This is a genomic window from Nonomuraea harbinensis (genome assembly GCF_019396385.1).
Taxonomy (GTDB): Bacteria; Actinomycetota; Actinomycetes; order Streptosporangiales; family Streptosporangiaceae; genus Nonomuraea; species Nonomuraea ferruginea.
Genome location: NZ_JAHKRN010000043.1, coordinates 1 through 18,416, shown reverse-complemented (window position 1 = coordinate 18,416; position 18,416 = coordinate 1). Strand labels below are relative to the sequence as shown.

Here is an 18,416-nt window from a genome sequence, read left to right as displayed (position 1 = left end):
CATGCTCGTCATGAGGGGCATCGTCAAGCAGTTCCCCGGCGTGCGCGCGCTCGACGGCGTGGACCTCGACGTGCGGGCGGGAGAGGTGCACTGCCTGCTCGGCCAGAACGGCGCCGGCAAGTCCACGCTCATCAAGGTCATGGCGGGCGTGCACCAACCGGACGAGGGCACGGTCGAGTTCAACGGTCAGCGGGTCCGCCCGTCCGGCCCCAACGACGCGATCAAGCTCGGCTTCGCCACCATCTACCAGGAGCTCGACCTGGTCGACGGGCTCAGCGTGACCGACAACATCTTCCTCGGCCACGAGCACGCCAGGCTCGGCTTCGTCAACCGGGCCGCCGGCAACCGGGCCGCCCGCCAGGTGCTCGAACGCCTCGGCCACCCCGAGATCCGCCCCACCACCGAGGTGGGCCGGCTGTCCCCGGCCGCCAAGCAGGTCGTGTCCATGGCCAGGGCACTGTCCCACGACGCCCGGCTGATCATCATGGACGAGCCGTCGGCCGCGCTCGCCCACGACGAGGTGGCCAACCTCTTCCGCATCATCCGCGAGCTGACGAGCCAGGGCGTGGCCGTGGTCTACATCTCCCACCGGCTGGAGGAGATCCGCGAGATCGGCGACCGCGTCACCGTGCTGAAGGACGGCCGCACCGTCGCGGTGGGGCTGCCCGCCCGCGACACCCCCACCTCCCAGATCGTCTCGCTGATGACCGGCAGGAACGTCGAGTACGTGTTCCCGCCGCGGCCGGAGGCGCCCGCCGGCGGGCCGCCCGGCGAGGAGGTGCTGCGGGTCGAGGGGCTCACCTCCCCGGGCGCGTTCCGCGACGTGTCCTTCGCGGTGCGCGCCGGCGAGATCGTCGGGCTGGCCGGCCTGGTCGGCTCCGGGCGCTCGGAGATCCTCGAAGCCGTGTACGGGGCGCGCCCGTCCTCCGGCCGGGTGGTGCTCTCCGGCAAGCAGGTACGGAAGAGCGTCGTCGGCAACGTGCGCCGGGGCATGGGCCTGGCCCCCGAGGAACGCAAGGCCCAGGCGCTGCTGCTGGACCAGAGCGTCACGGCCAACATCACCCTGGGCAGCCTGCCCGGGTTCGCGAAGTTCGGCTGGCTGGACCGTACCCGGGAGAGGGCGGAGGCCGAGCGGCTGGCCAAGGCGCTCGACATCCGCCCGCCCGACCCGGAGCGGCCCGTCAAGACGCTGTCGGGCGGCAACCAGCAGAAGGCGGTGCTCGCCCGCTGGCTGCTCGGCAGCCGCAAGCTGCTCCTGCTCGACGAGCCGACCCGGGGCGTCGACGTGGGCGCCAGGGCGGAGCTGTACGCGGTCATCCGCGACCTGGCCGACCGCGGCATCGGCGTGCTGCTGGTCTCCAGTGAGGTGCCTGAGGTGCTGGGCCTCGCCGACCGCGTGCTGGTGCTGCGCGAAGGGTCGGTCATCCACGAGGGCGACGCCCGCGAGCTCGACGAGCACCTCGTACTCGACATGATCATGAACGGGAGGGCGGCCTGATGAGCGACCCCACGAAACCACGGTCGGACACCGGGCCGCCAGGCATCGCGCTGCCTGGGCGGGCGGGCGGCAACCCGCTCGGCAGGCTGACCGAGGCCGGCCACATGGGCCTGCTGGTGGCGATCGCGCTGCTCGTCGTCGTCGGCCTGGTGACCAAGCCGGCCGCGTTCGCCACCACCTCGAACCTGGTCAGCATCCTGTCGCTGGCCGCCACCATCGGCGTCATCACCGTCGGGGCCACGTTCGTCATCATCGGCGGCGGCATCGACCTGTCGGTGGGCGCGATCATGGCGCTGGCCTCGGTGTGGGCGACGACGGTGGCCACCCAGGAGTTCGGCCCGGTCGTCATGGCGATCTGCGCCATCCTGGTCGGCACCGGGACCGGGCTGGTCAACGGGCTGCTCATCGCCTACGGGCGGCTGGTGCCGTTCATCGCCACCCTGGCCATGCTGGTCGCCGCCCGCGGGCTCGCCCAGCGCATGTCCGACCGCAAGACGCAGCTCATCCAGCCGGAGAACTCCGCCATCGTCGAGCTGTCGACCACGCGGGTGCTCGGCGTCCCGCTGCTGGTCTACATCTTCGCGCTGGTCGTGGCGCTCGGCTGGGTGCTGCTCAACCGCACCACGTTCGGCCGCCGCACCTACGCCGTCGGCGGCAACCCCGAGGCGGCCCGGCTCGCCGGCATCGACGTGCGCCGGCACACCATGCTGCTCTACGCGCTGTCGGGGCTGTGCTGCGGCATCGCCGCGGTCCTCATCATGGCCCGCACCACCACGGGCTCGTCCACCCACGGCGACCTGTACGAGCTGGACGCGATCGCCGCCGTCATCATCGGCGGCACCCTGCTCACCGGCGGCCGGGGCACGATCATCGGATCGATCCTCGGCCTGCTCATCTTCACGCTCATCACGAACCTGTTCATCCTCAACGGGCTCAACACCAGTGACCAACTGATCGCCAAGGGCCTGATCATCGTCGTCGCCGTCCTCCTCCAGCGGCGGAACTTGAAGGAGAGAGCACCATGAGTGAAAACGTCGCGCGCCGGGGTTTCCTGATCGGCGGGCTCGGCGGAGCCGCGCTGCTGGCGGCCGGCTGCACCAGCAACGAGCCGTCCGCCGCGCCGACCTCGGCCGCCCCCGCGCCCACCCAGGCGGCCGGCGGCAACGACGAGCCCGGCACCAAGGTGACCATCGGCTTCTCCGCCCCCGCCGCCGACCACGGCTGGATCGCGGCCATCGCCAAGAACGCCGAAGCCACCGCCGGGCAGTTCTCGGACGTCGAGTTCCAGCCCGTCGAGCCCACCAACGACATCAACCAGCAGATCTCCGCGGTCGAGTCGCTCATCGCCGCGAAGGTGAACGCGCTGGTCATCCTGCCCAACGACGGCCAGCAGCTGAACCAGATCGCGCTGCGGGCCACCGAGGCCGGCATCCCCGTGGTCAACCTGGACCGGATCTTCCCCGACAAGCTCGCCTACCGCACCTGGATCGGCGGAGACAACTACGGCATGGGCGTGGCCGCCGGCCACTACATCGGCACCGCGCTCAAGGAGAAGAACGTCTCGAACCCGGTCATCGTCGAGATCCAGGGCATCGCCACCCTCCCGCTGACCCAGGACCGCAGCAAGGGCTTCGCCGACGCGCTCAAGACGTACGGCTTCGAGGTCACCGCCCAGCAGGACGCGCAGTTCACCGTCGAGACCGGCAACGAGGTCGCCACCTCGCTGCTGCAGGCCCACAGCAAGATCGACGCGCTCTGGAACCACGACGACGACCAGGGCGTCGGCGTGCTCGCCGCCATCAGCGAGGCCGGCCGGGACGAGTTCATCATGGTCGGCGGGGCCGGCTCGGCCAACGCCATGCGGGCGATCAAGGAGGACAACACGGTCCTGAAGGCCACCGTCACCTACAGCCCGACCATGGCCTCCTCCGCGATCAAGCTCGCCCGCCTGATCGCCCAAGGGAAGGGCATGAGTGATCTCGTGGAGAACCAGGTTCCCCAGTCGATCACGCTGGCATCCGAGACCATTACCAAGGAGAACGTCGAGCAGTATCTGCCACTCGGCTTCGAATCCTGATCGGGGGTTGCATGTCAGACAGAACCGTCGGCGTCGGCATGATCGGCTATGCCTTCATGGGCCGCGTCCATTCCCAGGCCTGGCGCAACGTCGCCGCCTTCTTCGACCTGCCCGTCACGCCCCGCATGCGGGTCATCGCGGGCCGGTCGAAGGACGCCACAGAGGCGGCGGCCGAGCGGCTGGGCTGGGACGAGGCGGTGACCGACTGGCGGGAGGTGGTCGGGCGGGCGGACGTCGACGTGGTCGACATCTGCACGCCCGGCGACACACACGCCGAGATCGCCATCGCCGCACTCCGCGCCGGCAAGCACGTCATCTGTGAGAAGCCGCTCGCCAACACCGTGCCCGAGGCCGAGGCCATGGCGGCGGCCGCCGCCTCGGCCACGGGCAAGAGCATGGTGGCGTTCAACTACCGGCGGGTGCCCGCCATCGCGCTGGCCCGCCGCCTGGTGGAGGAGGGCCGGCTCGGCGAGATCCGCCACGTGCGCGCCCAGTACCTCCAGGACTGGATCGTCGACCCGGACTTCCCGCTGGTGTGGCGGCTGCGGAAGGACAAGGCCGGCTCGGGCGCGCTCGGCGACATCGGCGCGCACATCATCGACGCCGCCCAGTTCATCGCCGGCCAGCACCTCGTCGGGGTGTCCGCGCTGACCGAGACGTTCATCAAGGAGCGGCCGCTGGCCGAAGGCTCGGCGGGCCTGGCCGCCAGCGGCGGCTCCGGCAGGGGAGCCGTCACGGTCGACGACGCCGCCCTGTTCGTCGGGCGGCTGTCCGGCGGGGCGCTCGGCTCGTTCGAGGCCACCCGGTTCGCCACCGGCCGCAAGAACGCGCTGCGGATCGAGCTCAACGGCTCGCTCGGCAGCCTCGCCTTCGACTTCGAGGCGATGAACGAGCTGTGGGTCAGCGACGGCGGGCGCGGCTTCGAGCGCATCCTCGTCACCGAACCCGACCATCCGTACGTGGGCGCGTGGTGGCCGCCCGGCCACGGCCTCGGCTACGAGCACACGTTCACCCACGAGATCAAGGACTTCCTGGAGGCCATCGGCCAGGGCGCCGATCCCACGCCGTCGTTCGCCGACGGGCTGCGTGTCCAGCGCGTGCTCGCCGCCGTCGAGCGCAGCGCGGCCGACGGCAGCCGCTACACCACCGTGGAGGACTGATGAGACCCGTCACGCTGTTCACCGGCCAGTGGGCCGACCTGCCGTTCGAGGAGGTGTGCCGGCTCGCCGCCGAATGGGGCTACGACGGTCTGGAGATCGCCTGCTCGGGCGACCACTTCGACGTCGCCCAGGCCGTCTCCGACCCGTCGTACGTCGAGCAGAAGCGCGCCCAGCTCGACAAGCACGGCCTGAAGGTGTGGACCATCTCTCACCACCTCGTGGGCCAGGCCGTCTGCGACCACCCGATCGACGCGCGGCACAAGGCGATCCTGCCCGCCCGCATCTGGGGGAACGGCGACCCCGAGTCGGTGCGTCAGGCCGCCGCCGAGGAGATGAAGAACACCGCCAGGGCCGCCGCCCTGCTCGGCGTCGACACCGTCGTCGGCTTCACCGGCTCGTCCATCTGGCACACCGTCGCGATGTTCCCGCCCGTGCCCGCCTCCATGGTGGACGCCGGCTACCAGGACTTCGCCGACCGGTGGAACCCGATCATGGACGTGTTCGACGAGGTCGGCGTGCGGTTCGCGCTGGAGGTGCACCCGAGCGAGATCGCCTACGACTACCACACCACCGTGCGCACCCTGGAGGCCATCGGCCACCGGCCCGCGTTCGGGCTCAACTGGGACCCGTCCCACATGGTGTGGCAGGACCTCGACCCGGTGGCGTTCATCCTCGACTTCGCCGACCGCATCTACCACGTCGACTGCAAGGACACCCGCGTCCGCGTCGGCGACGGCCGCCGCGGCCGCCTGTCGTCGCACCTGCCGTGGGCGGACATGCGGCGCGGCTGGGACTTCGTCTCCACCGGCCGCGGCGACGTGCCGTGGGAAGACTGCTTCCGCGCGCTGAACTCCATCGGGTACGAGGGACCGATCTCGATCGAGTGGGAGGACGCCGGGATGGACCGGCTCGACGGGGCCAGGGAGGCGCTGTCGTACATCCGCACCATGAACTCGATCACCCCGCCGACGGCGGCCTTCGACGCGGCCTTCAGCAACGGCTGACCATCGGGCGAGGGCCTCGGACCCGAGGCCCTCGCCCGACGCTGACCGTCAGTGAAGAATTGGAAACCCTCAGTGTTTGACACGAGGGGCGTTAGCGGACAAACAAGGGCATGAGAAGAATCGCATCCATGCTCCTGGCCGCCGCATGCGCGACGTCCGTCGTCGTCCTGCCCGCCGCGGCGACGGCCCAGGCGGAGGGCGTCGACGTGGACCGGAGTGACACCCCTCCGGCGGACTGGCTCGACCAGCTGCGCCAGGCGACGGCGAAGTACAAGGACCCGAAGGTCGCCGAGCAGGACGGGTACGAAAGGGCCGACGATTGCTGGGAGTTCCCGTACACGCTGCCCGGCGGTGAGCGGCTCGGCGGCATGGGCTACCACTACGCCAACACGCGGCTCATCGAGGACCCGAAGATCGAGCTGATGCGTCCGGAGATCCTCGTGTACGTGCCCGACGGCCACGGCGGGCGGGAGCTGGGGGCGGTCGAGTACTTCCAGCGCGACAGGGACCAGCGCATCGCGACCGTCGACGACCGGCCCACGCTGCTCGGGCACGAGTTCCAGGGGCCGATGGGGCCGCACGTGGACGGCATGCCCATCCACTACGACCTGCACCTCTGGATCTTCAAGGAGAACCCGAAGGGCATGTTCGAGCAGTGGAACCCGAGCGTGAAGTGCCCGGCCGGCGCGACCCACGGCCATGGCTGAGACGCCCTGTGGCCGCCGGTGCCCTGGGCGTGGACGATCCACCCGGGGCGCCGGCGACCGGAACCGCGATCAGTCCATGATGACGATCTGGCGCAGCACCTCGCCGCTCTTCAGCGCGGCCACCGCGTCGTTGAGGTCGGCGAGCTTGATGCGGGAGCTGATCAGCGACTCCAGGTCGAGCTGCCCGGCCTTGTAGAGCTTGGCGAAGTACGGGAAGTCATGGCGGACGTCCGCTTCCCCGTACAGGCTCGACAGCAGGTTCTTGCCCTCGAACAGCAGGCTGAAGGCGGAGATCGAGACCATGTCGTCGGCCGCGCCCGCGCCGACCACGATCACGTCGCCCCCCGCGCGGGTGATCTGCCAGGCCGACTGGATGGTGGCCGACTTGCCGACGACCTCGAAGCCGTAGTCGAAGCCGGCGCCGCCGGTGAGCTCGGCCAGCGCGCCAGGCACGCCCTCGGGGGTGACCGCGTGGGTGGCGCCGACCTTCTTGGCCAGCTCGTGCTTGGACTCCAGCGGGTCGATGGCGAGGATCGTGCGGGCGCCGGAGATGCGCGCGCCCTGGATCACCGACAGGCCGACGCCGCCGCAGCCGATCACCGCGACCGTCGAGCCGGGGCGCACCCTGGCGGTGTTGATCGCGGCGCCCACGCCGGTGGTGATGCCGCAGCCGATGAGCGCCGCCGCCTCCCACGACACCTCGGGGTCGATCTTCACGACGCCCACCGACGGGACCACGATCTCCTCGGCCCAGGTGCCGCAGCCGGCCATGCCGAAGGCGGTGGTGCCGCCGCCGAAGCGGAAGTTGCCCTTGGTGAACGACTCGATGATGTACTTCATGCACAGGAAGGGCTGGCCGCCCAGGCACAGGTCGCACTCCTGGCAGGCCGGCCGCCAGCTGATCACCACGTGGTCGCCCGGCTGGACCGAGCCGACGTGCTCGCCGACCTCCACCACCTCGCCCGCGCCCTCATGGCCGGGGATCAGCGGCACGGGTTGCGGCAGCACGCCGGTCATGGCCGACAGGTCGGAATGGCAGACGCCCGTCGCCTTGATCCGTACGCGGACGTCACCCGGCCCGACGGGGGCCAGCGTGATGTCGTCGCGGATGTCCAGCTTGTCGTCGCCTACGGCGTGCAGGAGAGCTGCGCGCATGGTTTCCTCCTCCGGCTAATCCTCAAGGGAGAGGGCGGCTTTGGGGCAGGACCGCACCGCGTGGCGGACGCGGTCGAGCATCTCGGGGGGTGGTTCGGGGAGCAGGATGTGGAGCTGGTCGTCGTCATCCAGCTCGAAGACCTCGGGCGCGAGGCCCACGCAGACGGCGTTGGCCTCGCAGACCAGCTCGTCGACACTGACTTTCACGTGATTCTCCGGTGATCCCATGAGACCACTTTGGCAGGCTCGACCACGTACGCGAGCCGCTTGCGCCCGGTGTGCTCCACGTAGGGACGCAGTTGCTCGTCAGCCACGCCGGGAGTCATCCGGCGCGCCACCCGCATGCCGGTGTCAAGCACGTCCTCGGGGCTGTCCAGCGGCGTGACCCGCCCGTACACCAGCACCCCGCGCAGCTCGCTGTAGTCGTCGCCCAGCTCGACCAGGCAGCTCACCCGCGGATCGCGGGCCAGGTTGAGCGCCTTCTGCGACTTGGCGTACGTCCAGAACGTGATCCTGCCCTTGTCGTCCAGGCCGTAGAACATGGTCACGAGGTGGGGCGTGCCGTCGGCGTTGATGGTGGCCAGCTGGAGCTTACGTCCCGCTTCCAGGAACGCGGCGACCTCTTCCCCGGACATGGAGATGCGAGCGCGCTGATTCACGCTGCCAAGTAGAACAGGTTGCATAATGGCGGGCAAGGGGTGGCCCGAATAATATTCGGTGCCGTTAGGGTGCTGGGCATGACGATGCCGCCCGCGCTGCTCTACGCAGCTGAGCACGCCAAGGGTTTCATGCCCGCGCAGGAGGGCCTGGCCCTGTACGAGGCGGCTCGGACATACGGGTCCCGCGGGCCGATCTGCGAGATCGGCACCTACTGCGGCAAGTCGGCGATCTACCTCGGCGCCGCCGCCCGCGAGGCCGGCTCCGTGGTCGTCACCGTCGACCACCACCGCGGCTCCGAGGAGATCCAGCCCGGCTGGGCGCACCACGACCCGACGCTGGTCGACCTGCGCTTCGGCAAGATGGACTCACTGCCGACGTTCCGCGCCACGATCGCGGCCGCCGGGCTGGAGGACGAGGTGATCGCGATCGTCGGGCACTCGGACCGGGTGGCGAAGCTCTGGACGACGCCGCTCGGCATGCTGTTCATCGACGGCGGCCACTCCGAGGAGCCGGTGACCCGCGACTACGAGGGCTGGGCGCCGCACGTCATGCCCGGCGGGGCGCTGGTCTTCCACGACATCTACCCCGACCCCGCCGACGGCGGCCAGGCGCCCTACCGGGTCTACCTGCGGGCGCTGGAGTCCGGGGCGTTCGCCGAGGTGGGCGTGACGGGCTCGCTGCGCGTCCTGGAGCGCGTCGCCGACGGCATCTAGCGCGCCGGGTCAGGCCGGCTGGTGGCGGCGCAGCCAGAGGCGGCGGGTGTGCGCCTGCCAGGCGAGGAACTCCTCGTGGCCGCACGGGTCGTCCGCGAGGGTCAGCAGCGCCCGGTCGGCCCAGGCGACGGCCTCCTCGGCCGTGCCGCCCGCCAGGATCGGCGCCGCCTGCGCCACGTGGTCCGGCAGCGGCCCCGCCTGTGCCCTGGCCGCCGCGGCGAACGCGCAGCCCTGCGCCAGATGGGAGCGGAAGCCGTCGCCGCCCGCGTGCTCGGTCAGCCACCACAGCTCGTCGGCCTCCGCGCCGCCGGTGTAGGCGGCCGCGAAGCCCACGCCGCTCCACAGCGCCGCCCGCCGCGCCACCGGATAGGCGGCGATCCTGGCCGCCACGTCGTCGGGCGAGGCGCAGTCGTGATACCAGAGCAGCCGCCCCAGCCCCTGGTCGAACAGCGCGCAGTGGGCCCGCGACAGCAGGTCGGGCATGGCCCGCTCGCCCACCATCCGATCGGCCCGCGCCATGCTCCACTGGAACCCGAACCCGTCGAGCGCCAGCCAGCGCAGCAGCGGGTGGGCCCGCCGGGCGGCGCGCACCGGCCGCATCCGCAGCATGGCGTAGCCGCGGCCGGCGCCCAGGTGGACGGCGAACGCGTGGTGCGCGGCGGGGCCGGCCAGTAGCTCGCGAAGGCGCCGGCCCCGGGTCAGGGTGACCAGATCGAGCACCGCGCACGCGGCCCCCGCCCCTTCGTAGGCGAAGGCCAGCTGATCACGGGAGATGTCCTCGATCCGTTCGACATTCCGTGAGACGACCGCGTTGAACCCGGTGAGGTAGGAGCTCTCCGCGCGTTCGATGACGGCCCTGGAGGCCGGCCGCGTGAGCCGGAACCTCCGCCTGCTCAGGTCCGATTCGCTCGGATCCCTCGACAGCAGCCGCCGCCATCCTCGGGCCGGGCTCGCCACCGGCTCGCTTCCGGCGTGCTCCAAGAACGATGTCGTGCCCGTGTCGCCCACGCTTCCCCCGAAGACGCCTCGTACGGTCGCTCCCGAAGCTAGTAACCGCATTGGGCGCTTTCACGGAGCCGCACGGGCCTCGCGCGCAAAGACGCGGCAAAACCGCTTGCGCGTCACGCCCGCGCGGGCGTACAGCCGCACAGCTCCGGGCGGCCGGTGAGGCCGGACGGCGCGGCGGTGTCGCGGAAGATCCCGCCCCCGCCGGTGAGCCCCTGCAGGGCGTCCGCGGCCAGGATCACGGCCGCGGCCGTGTAGCCGGAACGCTCGTACGGGAAGTGCTTGCGGTTGGCGAACTGCCAGCCCGTCCAGTACGAGCCGTCCTCGTGCCGCAGGTGCTGCATGTCGGCGAAGAGCGCGACCGCGCGGTCACGGTCGCCCAGCGCGTCCAGGGCCAGCGCCAGCTCGCACGTCTCCGCGCCGGTCACCCACGGCTGGTCCGACACGCAGCGGATGCCGAGCCCGGGGACCACGAACGTGCCCCACTCCCGCTCCAGCAGCTCGAAGGCGGCCTGGCCGCGCACCGCGCCGCCGAGCACCGGGTAGTACCAGTCCATCGAGTAGCGGCTCTTGTCGGCGAACGCCTCCGGGTGCGCGGCGAGCACGTGCGCCAGCCGGTCGGCGGCCAGCTCCCAGTGCGGCTGCGGGTCGCCCAGGCGGTCGGCCAGCAGCACCCCGCAGCGCAGCCCCTGGTGGATGGAGGCGCAGCCGGTCAGCAGCGCGTAGGTGGCCGGCCGGCCGTGCGCGTCGCGCTCCCAGACGATCTCGCCGCGCTCGGTCTGCAGCCCCGCCACGTAGTCGAGCGCCGCCTTGGCCATCGGCCAGCGCTCCTCGGCGAAGGCCCGCTCGCCGGTCACCAGCCAGTGGTGCCAGAGCCCGACCGCGACGTAGGCGGCGTGGTTGGACTCGCCGCCGCGCTCCACCGCGGCGTCGCCGACCACCTTCATCGGCCAGGAGCCGTCCTCGCGCTGGTGCGCCGCCAGCCAGGCGTAGCCCCGCCCGACCGGCTCGCGCAGCCCGGCGACGGCCATGGCCATCAGGCACTCGATGTGGTTCCACGCGTCGACGTGCCCCTCGGGCCAGGGCACGCCCCCGTCGTCCTGCTGGATGGCCGCGATGCTCTCGGCCGTCTGTACGACCTGCTCGCGCGAGATCACGCCTCGGGCTTCCGCACGTAGAGCACGACGCTCTTGCCGATGATCGGGTTCAGCAGAGCCTCGGCGATCCTGGTGGCGGGCGGGCGCTTCATGATGTCCCACACGAGCAGCTCGTGGTACGCCTTCGCCAGCGGGTTGTCGTCGTTGTTGACGCCGACGGCGCACTTGATCCACCAGTAGGGGGCGTGCAGGCCGTGGGCGTGGTGGTGCGGGCCGATGACGAACCCGGTGGACTTCAGCTTGGCCGACAGCTCGGCCAGCGTGTAGATGCGCACGTGCCCGCCTGGGGCCGTGTGGTAGTCCTCGTCCAGCGCCCAGCAGATGCGCTCGGGCAGGAAGCTCGGCACCGTGATCGCGGCCGTGCCGCCGGGCCTCAGCACCCGGAAGATCTCCCGCATCGCCGTCATGTCGTCCGGGATGTGCTCCAGCACCTCGGCGGCGATCACGCGGTCGAAGCTCGCGTCCTCGAACGGCATGTCGAGCGCGGTGCCCTGGACGGTCTCGCCGGTGCCCCCGCCGGGCACCTCGCCCGCCTTGTCCATCGCCGCGAACATCGCCGCCACGCTGTCCAGCTCGGTCTGGTCCATGTCGAAGGCGACCACGTTCGCGCCGCGGCGCAGCACCTCGAAGGCGTGCCGGCCACCGCCGCACCCCAGGTCGAGCACGCGCACCCCAGGGCCCACGGGCAGCCGGTCGAAGTCGACGGTCAGCACGAGAAACGTTCTCCTGTCTTCGGACGGGGCGATCAGCGGGACCGGCGGGCGGCGATGGCCTCCCGGTAGGCCTCGACGGTCTTCTTGGCGACCACGTGCCAGGTGTAGCGCTCCATGACCCGGTCGTAGCCGGCCCGGCCCACCCGCTCGCGCTCCTCCGGCGAGTCGTGCAGCCGGCGCAGCACCGCGGCCAGCTCCTCGGCGTCGCCCGGCGACACCTGGACCGCGGCGTCGCCCACGACCTCGGGCAGCGCCCCCGTACGGCTGGCCACCAGCGGCGTGCCGCAGGCCATGTGCTCGACGGCGGGCAGCGAGAACCCTTCGTACAGCGAGGGGACGACGGAGATCTCCGAGGTGGCGATCAGCTCGCCCAGCTCGTCGTCGGAGATCCCGTGCACGAACCGGACCCGGTCCTGCAGCGACAGCTCCTGCACGAGCTGCTCGGTGGGCCCGCCGGGGGTCGGCCGGCTCACCACGGTGAGGTTGACGTCGCGCTCGGTGGCCAGCTTGGCGACGGCCCGCAGCAGCGTGGCGACCCCTTTCATCGGGGAGTCGGCGCTGGCCACGGCCACGATCGAGCCTTTGCGGCGGGGCTTGTCCGGGCGCGGGTGGAAGTAGCGGGTGTCGACGCCGAGCGGGATCAGGCGCATGTTGGCCTGTGGCACGTTGAAGTCGCGGTGGATGTCGGCCAGCGACGACTCGCTGACCGTCAGGATCGGGTTCAGCCGGGGGGCCACCTTGGCCTGCATCTTCACGAACCCGTACCAGCGGCGCATGGTCAGCTTCTTGACGCCCTGGGCGGCCTCCAGCTCGATGCGCCGGTCCACGCTGATCGGGTGGTGGATGGTGCCGACCACCGGGAACAGCTTCTGGATGCCGAGCAGGCCGTAGCCGAGGGTCTGGTTGTCCTGCACCACGTCGAAGTCGCCGACGCGCTTCTTCAGCTCGCGGTGGGCGCGCAGGGTGAAGGTGAGCGGCTCGGGGAAGCCCGCGGTCCACATGGTGCCGACCTCCAGGAGGTCGATCCAGTCGCGGTACTCGCCGAGTCTGGGGGTGCGGAACGGGTCCTCGTCGCGGTAGAGGTCGAGGCTGGGCACCTTCCGCAGGATGACGCCCTCGTCGAGCTCGGGGTACGGCTGGCCGGAGAACACCTCGACGTGGTGGCCGAGCGCGACCAGTTCGCGGCTCAGGTGGCGGAGGTAGACGCCCTGGCCGCCGCAGGTGGGCTTGCTGCGGTAGGACAGCAGCGCGATCCGCAGCGAGTCCGTGCTCACGGACACCCCTTTCTCCGCCGGTAGGCCCGGAACGCGGGCGTGTACCGTGAAAGATGACCTTAGTCCGAGAAGGCTACCATTCGGTAGGTCATCTGGAATGGTTCACAGTCACACGGACAAGCCGTGCGAACTGCGGCATTAGCCTGACCGAGCGTTGTTCGGTGGAACGTGTTCTAGATAGTATTCCCCGGGTAGGCGAGAGTTGGAGGACCCTTGGCCAGGCGCGCTCTGATCACCGGCATCACCGGCCAGGACGGTTCCTATCTGGCGGAGCACCTGCTCGATCAGGGCTACGAGGTGTGGGGGCTGGCCCGCGGCCAGGCCAACCCGCGCGTGTCGCGCATCCGCAAGCTTCTGGCCGACGTCCACCTCGTCAGGGGCGACCTGCTCGACCAGGGCTCGCTGATCTCCGCGGTGGAACGCGTTCAGCCGGACGAGGTCTACAACCTCGGCGCGATCTCGTTCGTGCCGATGTCGTGGGAGCAGGCCGAGCTGACGGCCGAGGTCACCGGGATGGGCGTGCTGCGCGTCCTGGAGGCCATCCGGGTGTGCTCCGGCGTCTCACGCGGCGGGCGCCCGTCGGGCGGGCAGATCCGCTTCTACCAGGCCTCCTCCTCGGAGATGTTCGGCCAGGTCGGCGAGACCCCGCAGAACGAGAGCACCGGTTTCCACCCGCGCTCGCCGTACGGGGTCGCCAAGACGTACGGGCACTTCCTCACGCAGAACTACCGCGAGTCGTACGGGATGTTCGCGGTCTCCGGCATCCTGTTCAACCACGAGTCGCCCCGGCGCGGGGCCGAGTTCGTCACCCGCAAGGTCTCGCTCGGGGTGGCCCGCATCAAGCTCGGCCTGGCCGGCGAGCTGCGGCTGGGCAACCTGGAGGCGCGGCGCGACTGGGGGTTCGCCGGCGACTACGTGCGCGCCATGCACCTCATGCTCCAGGCCGATAAGCCCGAGGACTACGTGATAGGCACCGGGCGGATGAAGTCCGTCAGGGAGCTGGCCGAGGCCGCGTTCGCGGCGGCGGGGCTCGACTGGGAGCGGTACGTGGTCACCGACCAGGCGCTGCACCGGCCCGCCGAGGTCGACCTGCTGTGCGCGGACCCGAAGAAGGCCAGGGTGCAGCTCGGCTGGGAGCCGACGGTGTCGTTCGACGAGCTGGTGGCGCTGATGGTCGAGTCGGACCTGCGGCTGCTGACCGACGGCGGCGACCCCGACCAGGAGTCCTCCTGGCCGTGACGGGTCACAAGGCGGCGGCGCGGTAGGCGGCGGGGGTGAGCCCGAAGCAGCGGCCGAACCAGCGCGTCAGATGGCTCTGGTCGGCGAACCCGGTGAGCGCCGCCACCTCGCCGATCGGGGTCCCGCCCGCGATCAGCCGCCGCGCCTCCCGCAGCCTGAGCAGGCGCTGGTAGTCGCTGGGCGCCATCCCGTAGGCGGCGCGGAACGCCCGGTAGACGGCGAACCTGCTGGCGCCCGCCTCCCTGGCCAGGTCGTCGGCCGTCACGTCGTCGAGCGGGCGGTCACGCAGCACCGCCCTGACCCTGGCCGCCACCCCGCCGGAGCCGCCCGCCACGGTGACCGGCCCGGTGGCCGCGCGCCGTACCAGCGCCCTGACCGTGTCGGCGAGCAGCTCGTCGCGGCGCAGCGCGGGCGCGCCCCCGAGCAGGGCCGCGTGCAGCGCGCGCAGGGCGGCGGCGAGCGCCGGGTCGTGCACCACCGGCTCCGCGAACAGCGGCAGGCCCGTGCGGCGGCCCGCCAGGTCGTCGAGCACCTCCGACATCAGGCCGGGGCCGAGATGGACGATGCGGTAGGTGAAGCCGAGCGCGTCGGTGGGCCGGCCGTCGTGCGGGTCGTCGGGGTTGAAGGCCATGACCATGCCCGGGGTGCTCGTGTGCGCCGACCCCCGGCAGGTGAACGACTGCGCGCCGTCCTCGGTCATGCCGAACGAGTAGGTCTCGTGGCTGTGCCGGTGGTAGACGTGGCGCGCGAAGTGGGCGTGCATGGCCTCGATCGGCCGGTCGGGAGACCTCCAGTAGCGGGACCATTCACGTGCCACGCCTCCGATTCTATTGACAAACAGTGTTTTTACGTAAAGGATGATTTTTGCGATGAGAGAAGTCCTGTATCTGGAAGAGATCGAGCAGGCCGAGGCGCTGCTCAAGCCGCAGCGCGTCGAGGTGCTGCGGCAGCTCGCCGAGCCGCGCACCTGCAGCGAGGTCGCGGCCCGGCTCGGTCAGACCCCGCAGCGGGTCTACTACCACGTCAAGCGGCTGGTGGACGCGGGGCTGGTCGACCAGGTGGCCGAGCGCAAGGTGCGCGGCATCAGCGAGGGCATCTACCAGGCCGGCGCCCGCTCCTACTGGCTGTCGCCGCGCCTCGTGGGCCGCATCGGGCTGACCAGGGCACGCGACGAGCTCAGCCTCGGTTACCTGCTCGACCTCATGGAGGAGGTCCAGGCCGACATCGCCGCGCTCGACCGGACCGCCCCGGAGTTGCCGTCCATCGGCCTGTCCGGCGAGATCCGCGTACGGCCGGAGCAGCGGCAGGAGTTCCTCGACGACCTGCAGACCGTGATGCGGGACCTGTTCACACGCTATGGGGGAGCCGAAGGCGACGCCTTCAAGCTCGCCCTCGCCTGTTACCCCAAGGGAGAGAGCCCATGATCATTCGTGCCCGCGTGCAGGCCCCGGTCAAGGAGGTCCGGCACGCCCTCACCGACCCCGCCGCGCTGCGCGTCTGGCTCGCCGAGCACGCCGAGGTGGAGCTGCCCGACCGCTACGCCTTCTGGGGCCGCCACACCCCCGAGGGCGACGCGCCGCACCAGCGGCTGCTGCACGCCGACGACCGTACGGTCCGGTTCGCCTGGACGCTGGACGGCGTCGAGACGACCACCGAGCTCCGGCTGGAGGAGGAGGGGCCCGAGACCACGATCGTCACGGTCGAGCAGAGCCATTTCAGCATGGAGGAGGCGCTGGCGGAGAGCTCGATCAGGGGAGTGCTGCAGACGTTCTGGTGCCTGGCGCTGACCAACCTGGCCGAGCACTTCGAGGGCCGCGAGCTCACCCCGAAGATCGACTTCACCGCCACCGGCGACCTGCGCGCCTCGGTCCTGGTCGACGCGTCCCCGGAGCAGGTGTTCCACTCGCTGATCGACTCCGAGTCGGCCACCCGCTGGTTCGGCTACCCGATCGAGATCGAGCCGCACGTCGGCGGGCGGTTCGCGATGGGCGGGATCGAGAACAACCCCCACCCGGCCAAGATCCTTGAGCTGGAGACCGACCGCAAGGTCAGCGTCGACTGGGGCGCCACCGGCGTCGGCACCTGGGAGCTGGAGGGCACCGGCGGCAAGACCCGGCTCACCATGATCCAGAGCGGCTTCGACCGCCCGCCCTTCGCCGCCTGGGGAGGCAACCTCGCCGGGCTGGCCGAGCTGCGCCGCTACCACGAGGTGCCCGGCTGGCAGCCGGTGCTGGCCGGATAGCCGCACCAGCGTTCAAGACCCCGAGGGGGCGGTGACGGCAGCCTGGACGCCATGCGTTTCGACACGAAGATCGGCATCGTGGTCCGCGACGACCTGGCCACCTGGCAGAAACTGAACGTCACCGCCTTCCTCGCGAGCGCCGTGGCCGGCGGCGAGCCGGAGACGATCGGGGAGCCGTACGAGGACGGGTCGGGCAACGCGTACCTGCCGATGTTCCGCCAGCCGGTGCTCGTCTACACGGCCGGCTCGCTCGCCTCGGTCCGTGAGAAGGCCGTGGCGCGGGGGTTGCGGGTGGCGGTCTACATCGAGGAGATGTTCAAGACGGGCCACGACGACGCCAACCGGGCCGCCGTGCGCGCGGTGGCGGCGCCGGATCTGCAGCTCGTCGGCCTGGCGGTGTACGGTCCCAAGAACGCCGTGGACAAAACCCTCAAGGGCCTCCACCTGCACCCGTAACCTCTGGGGATGACGCCCGGCCGTCCACAGAACCCCGCTCGGCCGCACCGCCTCGATTCCTCTCGCGCATGCTCGACCTATGACCGTCCGCGACGTCGGGTCCGGCTCCGACCGCCCGCATGCTGAGCCCGTGGCCGTCCCGGATGCCGGGTGCGCCGCCGACCGCCCGCGATCTTCGGGCTCCGGATCCCGCGTCCCCTCCGGTGCGCCGGGGGACAGCGATTCTCCTCCTCCCCTGCTTGACGACCTCGTGGGGGAGAGCCCGGCGCGGGCGCTCAAGCGGGAGAAGACCATGCTGCTCGTCCGGGCGCGGCGGGTCACGCGGGCGCTGCCCCATGCGGTGGTGTGCCGGGCGACGGCGGCGCGGGTGTGGGGTGTGGAGGTCCTTCACAGCCCTGGTGCCGGGCAGCCGCTGGAGCTGATCATCCCCGAAGGGCTGGAGATCCCCGGCTGCGTCACTCACGCCGGGGTCCTGCCCGCCGCCGACGTCACGCTCCACCACGGGATCCGCGTCACCACCCCGGCCCGCACGGCCTTCGACTGCGCCCACTGGCTACCCAGGGCCGAGGCGGTGGTGGTGCTTGACCAGCTCCTCCGCCGGGGCGTCGACCTCGGCCCGCTGTGGCACCGCACCCTTTCCGGCCGCGCCCGGGACGTGCTCACCCTCGCCGACCGGCGGGCCGCGTCCCCGAGGGAGAGCCTGCTGAGGATGATGCTCGCCGACTGCGGGCTGCCCAGACCCGCTCCGCAGCTCCGCGTCACTCTCCCCGGAGACCGCCACGCCTGCCTGGACCTCGGATGGGAGGCCTACAAGGTGGCGGTCGAGTACGACGGCCGCGAGCATCACACCACCCCCGCCGACCGCCGCCATGACGAGTCGCGCCGGGAGGAGCTGCGCGGCCTCGGCTGGCGGATCGTCGTCGCGGGCCCCGACGTCATCCCCGGCCGGGCCGCCGACCTCCTGGAGGCCGTGGCCAATGCCCTGATCGAGCGCGGGTGGCAGCCGGGCCCCGAGGGCATGGTGCGGATCCTCGCCCGCATCCGCGCCACCCGCCGCCCCCGCACCTCCCGCCGCGGCAGGTCGTACGGGTAGAACCCCCTTTACGTGGCGCGTTCGGGGTCATCCACGGAGAACGGTGACCTGGCGGCCGGACGGGGTGGTCGCCTCCTCGAAGGCGCCTCGGTCCTTCCACGGCGGGGCCTCGGGGCGCCGGTCGAAGATCACCAGGACGCCGGTGGTGAGGCTGAGCCGGTCCAGATATCCGTCGAGCTGGGCCAGCCCTTCGGTCAGCGGGTCGTCCTTGCCTGCTCGCCAGACCTTGAGCTCCATCGCCTCGCGCTGCACCAGGCGTTCGC

General features: G+C 71.3%; 21 protein-coding genes. 12 read left to right on the top strand and 9 right to left on the bottom strand.

What is annotated here, in order from left to right; translation table 11 throughout:
* The first annotated feature begins 1 nt into the window (after position 1).
* The 6 genes from KME79_RS33160 to KME79_RS33135 all read left to right on the top strand — a co-directional run bounded on the left by KME79_RS33160 (position 2) and on the right by KME79_RS33135 (position 6,446).
* On the top strand, positions 2 to 1,498 hold the full coding sequence (locus tag KME79_RS33160) for a sugar ABC transporter ATP-binding protein (RefSeq protein ID WP_219548897.1): 1,497 nt from the start codon (positions 2 to 4) through the stop codon (positions 1,496 to 1,498).
* Entirely contained in the window at positions 1,498 to 2,523 is a 1,026-nt protein-coding gene (locus KME79_RS33155; RefSeq protein ID WP_246640838.1) for an ABC transporter permease, read from the top strand. Before KME79_RS33160 ends, KME79_RS33155 begins: the two co-directional genes overlap by 1 nt.
* Positions 2,520 to 3,575 carry a substrate-binding domain-containing protein gene (locus KME79_RS33150; RefSeq protein WP_219548891.1) on the top strand — a complete coding sequence of 352 codons (1,056 nt, stop codon included), beginning with the start codon at positions 2,520 to 2,522 and terminating at the stop codon, positions 3,573 to 3,575. The genes KME79_RS33155 and KME79_RS33150 overlap by 4 nt, the downstream gene beginning before the upstream one ends.
* 11 nt (positions 3,576 to 3,586) lie before the next feature.
* Complete coding sequence (locus KME79_RS33145; RefSeq protein WP_187280958.1) at positions 3,587 to 4,735, top strand: Gfo/Idh/MocA family protein; 1,149 nt, start codon at positions 3,587 to 3,589, stop codon at positions 4,733 to 4,735.
* Positions 4,732 to 5,739 carry a sugar phosphate isomerase/epimerase family protein gene (locus tag KME79_RS33140; RefSeq protein WP_219548988.1) on the top strand — a complete coding sequence of 336 codons (1,008 nt, stop codon included), beginning with the start codon at positions 4,732 to 4,734 and terminating at the stop codon, positions 5,737 to 5,739. Before KME79_RS33145 ends, KME79_RS33140 begins: the two co-directional genes overlap by 4 nt.
* Before the next feature lie 110 nt (positions 5,740 to 5,849).
* Positions 5,850 to 6,446 (top strand): hypothetical protein, encoded by a 597-nt coding sequence (locus tag KME79_RS33135; protein WP_148029379.1) that lies wholly within the window; start codon positions 5,850 to 5,852, stop codon positions 6,444 to 6,446.
* A 69-nt stretch (positions 6,447 to 6,515) separates the two neighbouring features.
* Here KME79_RS33135 and KME79_RS33130 read toward each other — a convergent pair whose 3' ends face one another.
* The 3 genes from KME79_RS33130 to KME79_RS33120 are packed head-to-tail and all read right to left on the bottom strand — an operon-like array spanning position 6,516 to position 8,260.
* Entirely contained in the window at positions 6,516 to 7,601 is a 1,086-nt protein-coding gene (locus tag KME79_RS33130) for a Zn-dependent alcohol dehydrogenase (RefSeq protein WP_148029380.1), read from the bottom strand.
* A 15-nt stretch (positions 7,602 to 7,616) separates the two neighbouring features.
* Positions 7,617 to 7,808, bottom strand: coding sequence for a ferredoxin (locus KME79_RS33125; protein WP_219548887.1), 192 nt, complete (start codon positions 7,806 to 7,808; stop codon positions 7,617 to 7,619).
* Positions 7,805 to 8,260 (bottom strand): pyridoxamine 5'-phosphate oxidase family protein, encoded by a 456-nt coding sequence (locus KME79_RS33120; RefSeq protein WP_219548883.1) that lies wholly within the window; start codon positions 8,258 to 8,260, stop codon positions 7,805 to 7,807. The genes KME79_RS33125 and KME79_RS33120 overlap by 4 nt, the downstream gene beginning before the upstream one ends.
* A gap of 78 nt (positions 8,261 to 8,338) precedes the next feature.
* On the opposite strand from KME79_RS33120, the gene KME79_RS33115 reads away from it, so the two are divergent.
* The gene (locus KME79_RS33115) at positions 8,339 to 8,974 is read left to right on the top strand and encodes a class I SAM-dependent methyltransferase (RefSeq protein WP_219548878.1); all 636 of its coding nucleotides are present in this window, start codon (positions 8,339 to 8,341) and stop codon (positions 8,972 to 8,974) included.
* A gap of 9 nt (positions 8,975 to 8,983) precedes the next feature.
* Here the strand turns inward: KME79_RS33115 and KME79_RS33110 are convergent, their stop codons facing one another.
* The 4 genes from KME79_RS33110 to KME79_RS33095 form a co-directional block, all read right to left on the bottom strand.
* The gene (locus KME79_RS33110; protein ID WP_219548873.1) at positions 8,984 to 9,955 is read right to left on the bottom strand and encodes a DUF1702 family protein; all 972 of its coding nucleotides are present in this window, start codon (positions 9,953 to 9,955) and stop codon (positions 8,984 to 8,986) included.
* 140 nt (positions 9,956 to 10,095) lie between these two features.
* Positions 10,096 to 11,136, bottom strand: coding sequence for a prenyltransferase (locus KME79_RS33105; RefSeq protein WP_219548868.1), 1,041 nt, complete (start codon positions 11,134 to 11,136; stop codon positions 10,096 to 10,098).
* Positions 11,133 to 11,849 carry a class I SAM-dependent methyltransferase gene (locus KME79_RS33100; RefSeq protein ID WP_148029385.1) on the bottom strand — a complete coding sequence of 239 codons (717 nt, stop codon included), beginning with the start codon at positions 11,847 to 11,849 and terminating at the stop codon, positions 11,133 to 11,135. Before KME79_RS33100 ends, KME79_RS33105 begins: the two co-directional genes overlap by 4 nt.
* 32 nt (positions 11,850 to 11,881) lie before the next feature.
* Complete coding sequence (locus KME79_RS33095; RefSeq protein WP_372452505.1) at positions 11,882 to 13,123, bottom strand: glycosyltransferase family 4 protein; 1,242 nt, start codon at positions 13,121 to 13,123, stop codon at positions 11,882 to 11,884.
* Between the two features lie 213 nt (positions 13,124 to 13,336).
* On the opposite strand from KME79_RS33095, the gene KME79_RS33090 reads away from it, so the two are divergent.
* The gene (locus KME79_RS33090; protein WP_219548865.1) at positions 13,337 to 14,362 is read left to right on the top strand and encodes a GDP-mannose 4,6-dehydratase; all 1,026 of its coding nucleotides are present in this window, start codon (positions 13,337 to 13,339) and stop codon (positions 14,360 to 14,362) included.
* Between the two features lie 4 nt (positions 14,363 to 14,366).
* Here KME79_RS33090 and KME79_RS33085 read toward each other — a convergent pair whose 3' ends face one another.
* Positions 14,367 to 15,179 carry an AraC family transcriptional regulator gene (locus KME79_RS33085; protein WP_308249148.1) on the bottom strand — a complete coding sequence of 271 codons (813 nt, stop codon included), beginning with the start codon at positions 15,177 to 15,179 and terminating at the stop codon, positions 14,367 to 14,369.
* Positions 15,180 to 15,231: 52 nt separating this feature from the next.
* Between KME79_RS33085 and KME79_RS33080 the strand changes: the two genes are divergently transcribed.
* The 4 genes from KME79_RS33080 (at position 15,232) to KME79_RS33065 (ending at position 18,153) form a co-directional block, all read left to right on the top strand.
* Complete coding sequence (locus KME79_RS33080; RefSeq protein WP_219548864.1) at positions 15,232 to 15,786, top strand: winged helix-turn-helix domain-containing protein; 555 nt, start codon at positions 15,232 to 15,234, stop codon at positions 15,784 to 15,786.
* Positions 15,783 to 16,604, top strand: a complete 822-nt coding sequence (locus KME79_RS33075; protein ID WP_219548863.1) for an SRPBCC family protein — start codon at positions 15,783 to 15,785, stop codon at positions 16,602 to 16,604. The genes KME79_RS33080 and KME79_RS33075 overlap by 4 nt, the downstream gene beginning before the upstream one ends.
* A 51-nt stretch (positions 16,605 to 16,655) precedes the next feature.
* A complete protein-coding gene (locus KME79_RS33070) occupies positions 16,656 to 17,060 on the top strand; it encodes a DUF2000 family protein (protein WP_219548862.1) in 405 nt (134 codons plus the stop codon).
* Between the two features lie 250 nt (positions 17,061 to 17,310).
* Entirely contained in the window at positions 17,311 to 18,153 is an 843-nt protein-coding gene (locus KME79_RS33065; RefSeq protein ID WP_219548861.1) for a type IV toxin-antitoxin system AbiEi family antitoxin, read from the top strand.
* 27 nt (positions 18,154 to 18,180) lie between these two features.
* On the opposite strand, the gene KME79_RS33060 is transcribed toward KME79_RS33065, so the two are convergent.
* Positions 18,181 to 18,416, bottom strand: a 236-nt coding sequence (locus KME79_RS33060) for a hypothetical protein (RefSeq protein ID WP_219548860.1), incomplete at its 5' end; no start/stop codon positions are given.

Coding starts and splice junctions, on each gene's coding strand:
- KME79_RS33130 (WP_148029380.1), bottom strand. CDS start 7,601: ATGCGCGCAGCTCTCCTGCACGCCGTAGGCGACGACAAGCTGGACATC.
- KME79_RS33160 (WP_219548897.1), top strand. CDS start 2: ATGCTCGTCATGAGGGGCATCGTCAAGCAGTTCCCCGGCGTGCGCGCG.
- KME79_RS33070 (WP_219548862.1), top strand. CDS start 16,656: ATGCGTTTCGACACGAAGATCGGCATCGTGGTCCGCGACGACCTGGCC.
- KME79_RS33145 (WP_187280958.1), top strand. CDS start 3,587: ATGTCAGACAGAACCGTCGGCGTCGGCATGATCGGCTATGCCTTCATG.
- KME79_RS33115 (WP_219548878.1), top strand. CDS start 8,339: ATGACGATGCCGCCCGCGCTGCTCTACGCAGCTGAGCACGCCAAGGGT.
- KME79_RS33150 (WP_219548891.1), top strand. CDS start 2,520: ATGAGTGAAAACGTCGCGCGCCGGGGTTTCCTGATCGGCGGGCTCGGC.
- KME79_RS33135 (WP_148029379.1), top strand. CDS start 5,850: ATGAGAAGAATCGCATCCATGCTCCTGGCCGCCGCATGCGCGACGTCC.
- KME79_RS33080 (WP_219548864.1), top strand. CDS start 15,232: ATGAGAGAAGTCCTGTATCTGGAAGAGATCGAGCAGGCCGAGGCGCTG.
- KME79_RS33155 (WP_246640838.1), top strand. CDS start 1,498: ATGAGCGACCCCACGAAACCACGGTCGGACACCGGGCCGCCAGGCATC.
- KME79_RS33075 (WP_219548863.1), top strand. CDS start 15,783: ATGATCATTCGTGCCCGCGTGCAGGCCCCGGTCAAGGAGGTCCGGCAC.